This is a genomic window from Marinobacter changyiensis, from assembly GCF_009193265.1.
Classification (GTDB): domain Bacteria; phylum Pseudomonadota; class Gammaproteobacteria; order Pseudomonadales; family Oleiphilaceae; genus Marinobacter; species Marinobacter changyiensis.
On the sequence record NZ_VZZZ01000006.1, the window covers coordinates 279,635 to 292,317 of the forward strand.

General features: G+C 56.8%; 11 protein-coding genes. 1 reads left to right on the forward strand and 10 read right to left on the reverse strand.

What is annotated here, in order from left to right; translation table 11 throughout:
- Nucleotides 1-10: 10 nt before the first annotated feature.
- Nucleotides 11-187, forward strand: coding sequence for a DUF1328 domain-containing protein (locus tag F6Y09_RS17080; RefSeq protein WP_152208144.1), 177 nt, complete (start codon nucleotides 11-13; stop codon nucleotides 185-187).
- Between the two features lie 12 nt (nucleotides 188-199).
- Here the strand turns inward: F6Y09_RS17080 and F6Y09_RS17085 are convergent, their stop codons facing one another.
- The 10 genes from F6Y09_RS17085 to F6Y09_RS17130 all read right to left on the reverse strand — a co-directional run bounded on the left by F6Y09_RS17085 (nucleotide 200) and on the right by F6Y09_RS17130 (nucleotide 12,605).
- A complete protein-coding gene (locus F6Y09_RS17085) occupies nucleotides 200-982 on the reverse strand; it encodes a pseudouridine synthase (RefSeq protein WP_152208145.1) in 783 nt (260 codons plus the stop codon).
- 15 nt (nucleotides 983-997) lie between these two features.
- Complete coding sequence (locus F6Y09_RS17090; protein WP_152208146.1) at nucleotides 998-2,578, reverse strand: OpgD/OpgG family glucan biosynthesis protein; 1,581 nt, start codon at nucleotides 2,576-2,578, stop codon at nucleotides 998-1,000.
- 48 nt (nucleotides 2,579-2,626) lie between these two features.
- Nucleotides 2,627-4,780 (reverse strand): glucans biosynthesis glucosyltransferase MdoH, encoded by a 2,154-nt coding sequence (gene mdoH, locus F6Y09_RS17095; protein ID WP_152208147.1) that lies wholly within the window; start codon nucleotides 4,778-4,780, stop codon nucleotides 2,627-2,629.
- Nucleotides 4,773-5,027: a hypothetical protein gene (locus F6Y09_RS17100; RefSeq protein WP_152208148.1), complete on the reverse strand. Its 255-nt coding sequence runs from the start codon at nucleotides 5,025-5,027 to the stop codon at nucleotides 4,773-4,775. Before F6Y09_RS17100 ends, mdoH begins: the two co-directional genes overlap by 8 nt.
- Before the next feature lie 29 nt (nucleotides 5,028-5,056).
- Nucleotides 5,057-6,610 (reverse strand): glucan biosynthesis protein G, encoded by a 1,554-nt coding sequence (locus F6Y09_RS17105; protein WP_152208149.1) that lies wholly within the window; start codon nucleotides 6,608-6,610, stop codon nucleotides 5,057-5,059.
- A 166-nt stretch (nucleotides 6,611-6,776) separates the two neighbouring features.
- Complete coding sequence (locus F6Y09_RS17110; RefSeq protein ID WP_152208150.1) at nucleotides 6,777-7,934, reverse strand: ShlB/FhaC/HecB family hemolysin secretion/activation protein; 1,158 nt, start codon at nucleotides 7,932-7,934, stop codon at nucleotides 6,777-6,779.
- A 326-nt stretch (nucleotides 7,935-8,260) separates the two neighbouring features.
- Nucleotides 8,261-8,548, reverse strand: a complete 288-nt coding sequence (locus tag F6Y09_RS20370) for a YkgJ family cysteine cluster protein (RefSeq protein ID WP_246180592.1) — start codon at nucleotides 8,546-8,548, stop codon at nucleotides 8,261-8,263.
- Between the two features lie 101 nt (nucleotides 8,549-8,649).
- Complete coding sequence (locus tag F6Y09_RS17120; protein WP_152208152.1) at nucleotides 8,650-10,041, reverse strand: sensor domain-containing protein; 1,392 nt, start codon at nucleotides 10,039-10,041, stop codon at nucleotides 8,650-8,652.
- A 40-nt stretch (nucleotides 10,042-10,081) separates the two neighbouring features.
- Nucleotides 10,082-10,969, reverse strand: a complete 888-nt coding sequence (locus F6Y09_RS17125) for a mechanosensitive ion channel domain-containing protein (protein ID WP_152208153.1) — start codon at nucleotides 10,967-10,969, stop codon at nucleotides 10,082-10,084.
- A gap of 43 nt (nucleotides 10,970-11,012) precedes the next feature.
- A complete protein-coding gene (locus tag F6Y09_RS17130; protein WP_152208154.1) occupies nucleotides 11,013-12,605 on the reverse strand; it encodes a PQQ-dependent sugar dehydrogenase in 1,593 nt (530 codons plus the stop codon).
- Nucleotides 12,606-12,683: the final 78 nt, after the last annotated feature.

Genomic DNA, 12,683 nt, shown 5'->3' on the forward strand with positions numbered 1-12,683 from the left:
AGAGGAATCTATGCTTTACTGGGCGGTGGTATGTCTTATCGTGGCAATTATCGCGGGTGTTCTGGGCTTTGGCGGCATCGCCGGCACTGCAGCGGGCATTGCGAAAATTCTGTTCTTTATCTTTCTGATACTGCTTGTGGTCACTCTGGTGATGAACGCCATGAAGGGGCGCGGGCCTAAGTTATAGCCAGACCGGACACTAGCGAGCTGGTTTCAGCTTAGAGGGTTGGCGTCTGCCCAAGGCGCTGGCGTCCTCTGTTTTACTGGAACCGGCTACCATTCCGTCAATCTCCGCCATTTCCTGGGGACTCAGCTCCCGCCACTGACCGGTTTTAAGCCCTGCCAGATCAATATTCATCACCCGTACACGCGTGAGCTTCACCACGTTATACCCGAAATACTCCGTCATTCTTCGAATTTGCCTGTTCAGCCCCTGGGTCAAGGTAATCTTGAAGGTGGTATCTGATGTGCGCACAATTTCACACGGCTGGGTAACGGTATCCAGAATCGGCACCCCTGCCGCCATAGCGCGCAGGAAGGCATCATCAAAAGCCTTGTCCACCTTTACCACGTATTCCTTCTCGTGGGCGTTGCCCGCCCGCAGGATTTTATTCACGATGTCGCCATCGTTGGTCAGCAGAATCAGCCCTTCAGAGGGCTTATCCAGACGCCCGATCGGAAAGATACGACCACCCCGGAATTTCACTGCGTCGACAATGTTGCCGTGGATCTGCGGATCGGTGGTACAGGTGATTCCGGCCGGCTTGTTGTAAGCGAGGTAGACCGCTTTGGGTTTGGTCCGCAAGGGTTTGCCCCGCACCTTCACATCATCGTCCGGGCCGACTTTCAGCCCCATCACGGCAATCTGGCCGTTAACCTGCACCAATCCGCCCTCAATCAGCCGGTCGGCCTCACGTCGGGAACAGAGGCCGGTTTCACTGATGTATTTGTTCAGTCGGGTGGTACTGGTCTGTGCCGTCATAACCGAAAACGTTTCCTAGAAACCCTGCTCTGCTTTGGGTGGTGGTGTGTACTGATAGACCCAGGTTTCAGTGAGTGGCTGGTCACCGAGCCTCAGGAACAAACGAATATCAACCGGCGCCTCCGATTCTCCGGGTACCACATCGAACATGGCGCGATAACCATCAATGGCGTCCAGCGGACGGGCTGAGGTGATTTCCACACCCCCTCGGCTCACCGTAATGACGGGCTCGACCTCTGCATCAGGCCCCAGCATATCGAGAACGCCACCAGAAAAATCAACTGCAAAACGCCAGGAAAAATAGGTGCGTTCCTGACCAACCACACCGCCAAGTCCGGTATGGGTAGCCCGGGTTACGGCCAGCTCGTACGGCTCTGCCGGCATGGTATCACCCCAGGTCAGCCGGTAGGACATCAAATGCTCTTCGCCGGGCTGCAGGGGAGCCTCCGGATTCCAGAAGGCGACAATGTTGTCAAACGTTTCATCCCGGGTGGGTATCTCAACCAGCATGACCGCACCCTTGCCCCAGGCTTCACCCGGTTCTACCCAAAGGCTTGGCCTGCGGTCATAGAACACACCATCGTCCTGATAGTTGGCAAAGTCCCGGTCCCGTTGCAGCAACCCGAACCCTCTCGGGTTATTGTCCACAAATGAGTTGACCCGCACCTGCCGGGGATTGACCAGCGGTCGCCATATCCACTCGCCAGCGCCGGTCCACAGCGCAAGGCCGTCAGAATCGTGAATTTCCGGACGCCAGTCATACCCCATACGACTATCATTCTCGCCCACCTGATACATACTGGTCAGAGGCGCAATACCCAGACGTTCGATGGCTTTACGGGGGTACAGAGCAGCGCTGATCTTCATCACCATGTTGCGGCCGGGGAAGAGGTCAAACACATAGGCACCAGCAATGCTGGGAGAATCTAACAGAGCATACACTGTGAGCTTATCGTCACCAGGGGCGGGCTTTTCTAGCCAGAACGCGACAAACTCGGGAAACTCCTCCTCCCGGCTCATGCCGGCATCAATTGCCAGGCCCCGGGCTGAGAGCCCGTACTGCATCTCCTCCCCAACGGCACGGAAATAGCTCGCACCCAGGAACGCCGCCAGGTCAAGTTTGAAGTTGGTGTGAAACTGCACCCGGAAGCCGGCATACCCCAGATCTTCCGGTAAATCCTCCAGCGATTGCTCGCCGGAATAGCGGAAATAGTCCGGATCATAGCCCAACTGGCGGGCTTCTCCGTCGATCACCTCATAAATCCTGACCGGGGTCTGGAAATACAGTCCAAGATGAAAGAGCTGGGCGTGAAACGCGCTGCCTTGCTCTTGCCAGAGCGATTTTTCCGATCGGAACTGAATTGCCTGATAGTCGTCCCAGGACAGCTGTTTAAGACTTTCCGGCGTGTCACCCTTGCGGGATTGATAGGGTTGAGAGGCCAGCGTGCGTGCATGTCCCTTGAGCCAGGCGAAGTCGAATTTTTGGGCCTCACCAACGGGCTTACCCATCGCAAGCCGGCTGGTCAGCAGCGCGGGCACTGTCAATCCATAAGCACTCAGTGCCGCCGCCATCTTTAAAACAGTACGCCGATCCATAATACCTTCTCCGGGTGTTTGATGGTTTTACTCACCGAAGCTGGCGAGTTAAAGATAAGACTCATCACGCTCGCTGTCCGTTGCCGTAAGCACGAGCAACCGACGGCCCCAAAAACTGTCGGGACTGGCTCGCCAGGCGCTCTGATGCAGCCATTCCAAGGACTCCTTGTCACGGCATAGATGGCTAAGCTCACTGTTGGTCAGCGCCCCCGGACCTTCTCGCATGCATAGACGGGCCAATCGCTCATGAATGCTCTGGCGGACACTGCTGGCGCGTCTTCTGGCCAGAGTCTGGTGGAGGTGGTTGAGGCGGGGTGACAGAACGGCTTCCTCAAATCGGGTAAGGCCCTGCACCTGGGGCAATAACCGGCGCTCATCAACGGCATCCTGCAACAACGGGGAAGGTCGAACTTCCTCCGGAATCATCAGCATTCGGTGCTTCGCCAACGACTTACCAACATTGACGCGACTCAGCAGCACCGAGGTGGGGGCGGCAAGCACCAGTGGTATTGCTACCGGCAATGACCAATAAAAGAACAACGGATCCAGCCAATAAGCAAATCCGGACCATGCCAGGCCCACCAGCATACCGGGGGACTGGCTCACCAGCGCTTCCGGCCAGGTGGTTTCTTCCGTCCGGTTCTGGCCGGCCCAACTCAGGGAGAAATTCAACATCGCCCCCAGTATATAGCGGCTGTGAGCAAGCATTCGCACCGGTGCCAGCAAAACCGAGATCAGAATTTCCACCAAAACACTGCCCAGCAACCGAAAAAAACCGCCAAACAGTTTTGCCTGACGACTGATCAATAGCGAAAGAATAGCCAGAAACTTGGGCAGGAATAACAACACCACGGTACTCAATGCCAGTCCGATAGCCCATTGCGGGCGCCATTCCGGCCAGAGCGGGAAAAGCGCCTGGTGGCCCTCGGGAAAATAGTCGATTGGAGATAACGCCAACTGCGTCGCTTCCACCGTTGTCAGGGCCAGGAAACAGAACCAGAGCGGGGACGCCAGGTAAGCCATAATGCCGTTGAGGAAGGCCATCCGGTGGGCAAATCTCAATTTGGGCTCAAACAACATGATCCAGAGATGCTGGAGATTACCTTTGGACCAGCGCTCATCCCGGGTCAGTTCGTCCGCAAGGGTAGGCGGGGACTCCTCAAAACTTTCACCCAGGCCGGGTTCCAGCCACACTTCGTAGCCTGCCCGACCCATGTACGCGGCTTCGACAAAATCATGGCTCATGATCGGACCGCGAAACAGGCCGAAACCGGGTAACTTGCGAAGCCCGCAGTGCCGCATGAACGCGTCCACACGAATGATCGCGTTGTGGCCCCAAAAGGCGGCGTCGCCCATCTGGATAGCAGCCAGGCCGGTGGCAAACAGCGGTGAATAGACCCGATTGGCAAATTGCTGAAGTCGGGCAAACAAGGACTGGCCATTAATCACCGTGGGGTTGGTTTGCAGGATGCCGGTCGCCGGCTCCAGTTCCATCAACTGCACCATTCGCACCAGGGTACGCCCGCTCAACAAACTGTCGGCATCCATGACAATCATGTAGCTGTAGCGACGGCCCCACCGACGAAGGAAGTCCGCCACGTTACCGCTCTTGTAGTTCTGGTTCAGGGTGCGCCGGCGATAGAACAGCCGCCCGTCGGCATGCAGCTCGTCACACATGCTCTGCCAGGCGGCCTGTTCTTCGAGCCAGACATTGGGGTCCCTGCTGTCCGACAGAATATAAAACTCGAAATGCCCCAATTGCCCAACCCGTTCAAGATCCCGGTAGACCGCTCGCAAACGCCGCAGGGTACGTTGGACGGACTCATGGTAGATCGGCATGACAATGGCCGTTTTCGCCAGCGGTGTCGCGGCAAGCTGGTCAGCACTGTGACGCTTTAGAAGCGAGTAGCGGTCACCACCAAACAATCGTAAAACAAAACCGTACATCGCTGTCCAGAAGCCAACGGCGATCCACGCGTATAACAGGAAAAATACCGCGACCAGTGCTTTCTCAACCCAGGTATCACCATGATAAGGCAGTACCCATAGCAGGAAGTAGCAGGCTACCAACGTTTGACCGAAGACAAAAAGTGACAGTAGGCCTCGTCGCACTGTGGCGACCCTATGCCATTTCAGGCGCGTCTCCGGGCGGGACGCCAGCGGTGTTACCGAGCGCTGTGATGAGCCTGCCAGTTCAGGCATTGCGCCAGTATCCTATACTGCCGCGGCTCAGCTCCGGGCGCTGCGGTGGGACCTCGATAGCGGGCAGGGAAAAATACTCGGGAATAAGGTCCATCGAGCGGGCTATTGCATCCTCACTGCCTTCTGCCATGGCCAAATCCACCAACTGCAAGGCTCGGCGGCAAACATCATTGGTCGGCGGGATACCATAACCCACCAGATAGGCCAACACCCGATCAAGCGCCTGCTGACACAATGCTCTTACCATGCTGATACTCCGTCCTTGCGTGTTTTGAGTTACCGACCCTGCCCCCTAACACCGGCATTCGGTGGCAGTTCATAGGTCCAGGTTTCGGTCAGTGGCTCACCGTTCATACTCAGGTAGGCCCGAACTGACATCAGTGCTTCCTGGGCAGGCCGAACCAGCATCGAAAGCCTCCAGCTCTTGTCCGGCTCGCTGTACTCCACAAAGTGTTCAAGAATCTCGACGTCGGCTGCGCCGCTAGCGGAACTAACCACCGAGGCCTGGGGATCGAGAGCATCGAGCCGGCCGCCGGCAAAATCGACAATAATGCGATAAGCACCCTCCACATTGCCGCCTCCAACACGGTTGCCATCGCCGATAAACGTTTGCATAGCGACAGCGGAAGGCTGTCCGGTGATAGAGGTATCCCCGAAGTGCAACGTGTATTCCCGGGTAATATCTTCACCTGCTCTCACCGGCTCTGATGGCCGCCAGAACGCAACGATATTATCGTTGGTTTCCGCTCGGCTGGGTATCTCCACCAACACGACCTCACCCTTGCCCCAGTTGTCTTTGGTCTCGACCCAGGCACTCGGGCGCTTCTCATAGCGGGCTTCAAGGTCCTCGAAGCGAGCAAAATCGTTATCCCGCTGCAGCAACCCGAACCCCCGGATGTCTTCGGTCTGAAAATAACTCATCCGCAAGCCGTGAGGGTTGATCAGTGGCCGCCAGAGCCATTCGCCCGACACTCCGTTATTGATGAGCAGGCCGTCCGAATCATGGACCTGAGGCCGCCACTCGCCGTGGGGCCGGGGCGTGTTTTCACCGTAATAGAACATGCTGGTCAGAGGCGCCAGGCCCAATAAACCCACCTCCCGGCGCATGAACAGAGTGGCCGTCACCTCAACGCGGGTAGTTTCCCCGGGGAATACCCGGAAGCGATAGGCGCCCGTCACGCTGGGGCCATTTAACAGGCCAAATACCACCATTGAATCGGAATTGGCCGCCGGGCGTTCCAGCCAGTACTCGATAAAGGCAGGATATTCCTCCCCGGTCCGCAAACCGGTATCCACAGCAATACCGCGGGCAGACACGCCAAACCGGTTGTTCGTGCCAACACCCCGAAAATAGCTTGCGCCTGCAAATGACAGAAACTGGTTCTGTACCGTCGCCGTTTCCATCGGATAAGTCAGCCGGAAGCCGGCATAACCGAGGTCGGCGGGTATCCGCTTGGCCAGGGTATCGTTCGGGTAATTGAAGCTCGACTTATCGAAGGGCACTGGCCGCACGCCTTCGGAATCAATTTCATTGATGGCGACGGCATGGCTGTAATAGGTCCCGGGCGAAGCCATCATCACCCGGAATTTTGATTCCGAATTACCCCACAGGCTGAGATCAGGTTTGAAGCGTATTTCCTGGTACTGAGCATAACTCAGTTCCTGCAAGAACTGGGGAACCTCCGGCGGCGCTTGATAGGGCTGCTCCGCCAGCTTTCTCGCTTTTTCGACCACAATGCCGAGGTCAAACGAAACCTCAGCCTGGGCCGCATGACTGAACAAAACAAATAACCCAGCCCCGAACAGGCCGCGAACCAACGCTAAGGACATTCCATCTCCAGAAGTATCAGACCCGCAAAAAGAACAACAGCAGGACACCCGTAACCACGCCATCAGCTCGTCAATGAACCCCCATCTAACAACGATGGTTCACCTTGCTTCAAGTGACAACTATGTAAGACACAGTAGGAAATACGTAGACAATCCTGAGTTTAGACTACTTCAGGCTGATAGAAAGGGTCAGAGACACATCGGGAGTATCGGGTTTTTGCATGATAGTGAGAGACTCACCGAGCATACGGCCAATCCGAAGGCCAGCGGTGAGCCCGTTGGACTTCAACTGCAGAGCAATTTCAGCTGCACTGGCTGAGCCCCATAAGTCCGGATGATGCTCGGTAGGAGCAACCCAGCCCTTGAGCAATGACAACCGCACACTGGAGTGAATATTCGACAGCACGAGCAGCGGAAACCATGGACTATTGGCGTCCAGACGTAACCAGCCACCCTGCTGGCTATACGTTCCCTGACCGCCAAAACCGCTGATCTGTGACGGCCCGGCGATCAGCATATACTGGGAACCCGGCAATATGTCGGGGCTGTACTGATACTGGCCATTCAGGTTCCAGTTCCAGCGTCCGAGGGGCTGATTGAGCGAGCCCAGAAGGGTGTATTTGCGATATTCGGCATCGATATCTGTGCCGGGCCATGGGTCGCTATCAGCACCGAGCGAAGTCAGCCCCTGTTTCACTGACACGCTGCTGAACGCGGAAGTGCCAAAGACGCCAATGTCGCAATTCATTCGAGTTTCAAACCAGAAAGACGACAGGTGCCGACTGGCATCATCCACCCGATCACCCTCGGTGAAGGCCGAATTGGCCTCCGTCGCCAGCCCCATTAACGCATTAAAGCGCAGATCGCCCAGCTCAAACAGCTGGCGTCGCAAGCTCGCATCCACGGCCTGGCGGTCACCACTGATCTGATACTTGCGGCCACCTCCGGTGGCAGAGTTCTCGTAGTCAGTTATGTTGCCATTAATGGTAATGGCCCCCAGGCTGGACGAAAACGAGTAGCCAAAACCAAAGCCGTGGTTACTTCCTTCAGCATGGCCCGCCAAAAAGCGGTTGTACCGGAGTGACAGGGCATCGTTGCCTCCGGCGATATCGCTGGCAGCAAGATCAAGCCTGCCCCTGTAATCGCCGTTGGTGTTGACGGTATCGCCGCCGAACGAAATTCGATCCCCCAGCCAGGTCGGGGCGGCAGGGCGGATTTCGATATGGGGGTCGGACGCCCGGTCGGTGTTTTGGTCTGGCTCGTCTGCGGTCATTGCCTCGGAATTGACCGGGAAATCGCGGAGTGAAAAATCAAATGCCTGCAAGCCGCTTTCCGATGCCCACGCAGCGGTGCCAACACTTAACAGGCAGCTCGAAACGATTATTTTCAGCAACGGCCTCACGCGGTCATACCCTTTACACTTTCTTGACACTGAATGTGACGAGCAATGTACGGACAGACGACGGGTGAATCCAGCAAATGGAGGCCAATGTTTCAAACGCTTACAATTTTAATTTTACAGCCAAATCATAACGCTACTTATAATACTGAATGTAAATTCCTGAAACTGAATGGGTGCGTTATTGTGAACAGAAAGGGCGAAACATATCGCTGTTCAGGGCAGGTGAAAATGCAGTAAGAAAGGAAGGATTACAGGTGGGCCGCGCGCTCAGTCAGGCAATCCTCCGAGCCCATCTCAAACTCCCGGCAGACCCAGGGCCGGTGTTCGTAAATGCGGCAAAGCATGGTTTCGCGGTCCAGCGCGGCACACCAACCATCGTCCAGGCGAGCCATGACCTCGCCACCCCATGAGTCAGTATCCACGTAACGCTCAGGCACACCGGTGTCGGTGATCAACATCACTTCAAGGCGACAGCAACAGGCGAGACAGGTTGAACAGGTTACTGGGGGTTCATCCGAGCCTGTAATGGTCGGTATTTCGTAGGTAGGGTGGTCACCCTGTCGACGGGTCAATGAGGTCTCCTGAAATCGGTTTTTCTACAGTTTGCCGGCTCGGCTCATCCCGGGAGCTTTCAGCGCTACCCGGCCGGGGTGGCGGCTGACAGGTCCACAGGTTCTGCCATCATACTGTAGCACTTGCCGCCACTGCGTTTGGCCGTGTACATCGCATCGTCAGCGTTTCGAACCAGCTGCAAATCGTCCTGGCCGTGCTCAGGATAGACCGCAATACCCAGGCTGGGAGCAGTAACCAGGAATGTCCCCTCCAGCTCGTAGGGCGCGCTCAGCCGGGCAAGAATTTTCTCCGCCACCATAATGGCGTCTTCGGGCCGGGTGATACCATCCAGCACAATGGCAAATTCATCACCACCCAGGCGGCCGATGGTATCGGATTCCCGCACACATAGCCGGAGTCGCTGGGCGACTTCCCTCAGCAGGTTATCGCCCGTGGTATGACCAAAGGTGTCGTTGATCTGCTTGAAATTGTCCATATCCAGATAGAGCACCGCCAGCCGTGTTGAATCCCTTCGCGCCCGCAGCAGGGAGCTTTGCAAGCGATACAGGAACAGCGCCCGATTCGGCAATTCAGTCAGTTGATCGTGTTGCGCAAGGTATTCCAGGCGAGAGTGTGTTCGCTTGCGCTCTACCGCAGCCGCTACCTGGCTCGAGACAAACTGCAACAGCTCCTTGTCCTGATCCGTGTAGCGCACAGCACCGGAATAGCTCTGAACCACCAACGCACCGATAGTCTCAGCGCCGGTGATAAGAGGCACCCCTAACCAGTCCAGCGCATGCTTCCCGACCACCATGCCAATATCCGATAACAGCTTCTCGGCAGTCTCAGGTGTTAACAACACCGCTTCCCCGGATCGGATAACTTCAGCACTGAGGGTACCGGATTGCATCGGTTGAGATGAGGGCGCCTCATCGTACTGATCAACGTAATAGGGAAAGCTGAGTCGGTCACTGGCATCATCATAAAGCGTCACAAAAAAATTCTCGGCTGGCAGCAACTTACCAATAACCTCATGAACCCGCTTGAACAGTGCCAGCAGATCTCCGGCCGCGTGAGCAGCTTCGGAAATCGCATAGAGTGCTGTTTGCACAGCCTCCCCACGTTTGCGTTCAGTAATATCCCGGGCGACACCAACTCTTACCTGCTCCGCTTCAAGCCAACGGGTAGACCACATGATGTGAACAATGCGACCGTCTTTGCGCAGATAGCGGTTTTCATGATCAGACGAGGGGCGGCCCGAGTTAATGCTCTCAACAACCGCATGGGTGGCAGCGTGGTCGTCCGGGTGCATCATCTCAAAGGTTGTCCGACCAATCATTTCTTCCGGCGTGTACCCAAAGACCCCCTCACTGGCTGCACTGACCGACAAAAAACGACCGTCTCTATCGACCACGCAAACCACGTCAAGCAGAAGATCCAGCAGTTTTTCATTAGGTATGCGCGGGGTTTGGTTCATGGGCCTAACTATAATGCGCTAGAAGCTGTATATGCCAGCATCAATTACCACTGTCGCTTTCCTGATCGCCCGGTTTGTCGGGCTTATTCTGAAAATCATGATGGGTAAACAGCTCTGACAGGATCGACTGCTCGATAAAACCCTTCTCTCCGGGTCGTACCGGCACCCTCACCACCAAATGTAACTCGCCCGCTTTTGGTACCTGTATGGTCACCCGGGGATCCACCGACGGCACTTCAAGGCCGCGATACATGCTGACATTACTCATGTGCCCGCGCACCACCTCGATGTAGGGGTCACAGAGCCTGTTGGCAACCTCCAGCAGGACTTTTTGGGCGCCGCGCCAATCGTCATTGAGCTTGAAGGGTACGGTGAACACATGAAAACCGTATTCATAAGTGAAACTTTCGTTGATGACCGGCTCCGAGACAAAAATTGCGTTCGGAATCACCACCATGCGCCCGGTGCGCTGGTGCACATTCTGACCCGGGCCGACCTCCAGAATCGTCGTGGTAAGCAGGCTCTGGTCAATAACATCGCCACGGAAATCCTTGACCTGGATACGGCTACCCAAGCCAAAGGAGCGAGCGCCGGTTTTGATGATCGAGCCGATGACACAGAGGATAAGTTCTTTGGTGGCCACCACAAAGGCGACCGCAATCGCCACCACCGACAGCGCCAGGGTGCGGAGTTCAGCGCCCCAGATCAACACCAGGCCCAGCAGCATCAGCAGCAGGAAGCCGTTGCGGGAGTTGACGAGCCATTTGCGCCGGAGTTCGTGAGACGCCACCTTCTGGCGGATAAACCGGGCCATCAGCACCCGCAATACCACCACCACCACAATCAGGATGCCAGTGCTCAATAGCAATCTCAGAACTGAATCCGATATCACGATGTTCGCGGGCAACCGGTCGAGCATGTCGTACATTGATAAAATCCTGTTGTCGTCGGCTCTTATGGAGCTGCGAAGTTTACCTGGGGGTTACTCGCAATACCTGACCGTTCGCGCTATCAGTTAACAGATAGACCGCGCCGTCGGGGCCGGTTTTCACGTCCCGGATGCGCTCGTTCAGGGATTCAAACAGTACCTCGACATCCCGGGCCTCGCCCTTCTCCAGGCTTACGCGATGAACCCGCTTGGCTGCCAGCGCGCCCACCAACAGATCACCCTGCCATTGAGGAAACATCTCGCCGTTATATAGCGTCATGCCAGAAGGCGCGATTGAGGGCGTCCAGTGAAGCAGCGGCGGCTCCATGCCCGGACGGTTGGTGAACGGTGTAACCCGGGCGCCAGTATAGTCAAGGCCGAAACTGGTGATGGGCCAGCCATAATTTTTGCCAGGCTCGATGAGATTGAGTTCATCCCCGCCTTTCGGTCCGTGTTCGTGGGCAATCAGACGGCTCTGTTCATTGTCAAAGATCAGGCCCTGCACATTGCGGTGGCCGTAGCTGTAGATTTCCGGCAGCGCGCCCTCCCGGCCCCTGAACGGATTATCGGCTGGCGCGGATCCGTTGCCGTTCAGTCGCACAATGGTGCCAATATGACTGGTCAGCTTCTGGGCCTCTTCCCGGTAATCAAAGCCGTCCCCGAGTGAAAGCACCAGCGTATCATCCGGCAGCCACGCAATACGGCCACCATAATGGGCGGCCCCCCTTTTGGCCGGCTGGACCCGGAAAATTTCTTCCATATCCTCCAGGCCTTTGGTCCCCAGTCGCGCCCGGGCCAGACAGGTGTGGTTGGCTTCCGCTGTGCCGCAGGCGTAACTGAGGTAAATCTGCTGGCTGGCCGGGAAATCCGGCGCCAGGGAGACTTCGTTCATCCCCGCCTGGCCGGAAGCGAACACCGGGGGCACACCGGACAGCGGTTCCGGCTGCAGGGTACCATCCGCAGACAGCACACGCAGCCGACCAGGGCGCTCCGTGACCAGGGCACGGCCGTCGGGCAGGAAGGCAATGGACCAAGGGTGTTCCAGCCCTTCAGCAACCACGTCAACCCGATAATCCGGTGATTGCTGGGCCGTTGACTGCTGTGCCAAGGCCTGCCCTTCCGGCAGCATCAGCCCACCGGCCAGAGCCAGGACGATCGCACTGCCATAACCGTGAGAGCCGGACGAAGAAAGCCCGATCATGCGCGCAAACAGCCATCCGGTCAGCGCAGCGCCGACGAGCATGGCCAGTAACCCACCGCTACCCCGGGTAGCGGCAATCAATGTCGGCATCGGTGCCAGTGCGTCCGCCAGGCTGAAGGTCACCCAAAGCCCCACCGCCGCCGCCAGTGCACAAACCGGCGCTTGGCAGCGCACCCCAATAACCCGGCCAAGCAGCAACGCTGCGGTCTGGGATAACAAGAAGCTGACGCCAAACAAAACCCCATACAGGGGCGCAAAATTGACTATATCCTGAAGGCTGGTCTGCAGACGCTCACCGATGCCTATCTCAACACCCAGGTTTTGCAGGGCCAGCAGATTGAACTGGGTTTGAATCACGCTGCCCAGCACGGCACCAAACACCAGGGCCGCTATAAACGCACCCGCCATTTCCCAGCCACCGCGGCGTAACTCCATGATGATTCTCCGGGCGGCATCTCCACCCATTCCGGTTCGTCAAAATCGCCGATCAGATTTATCTTATCTATATCGACC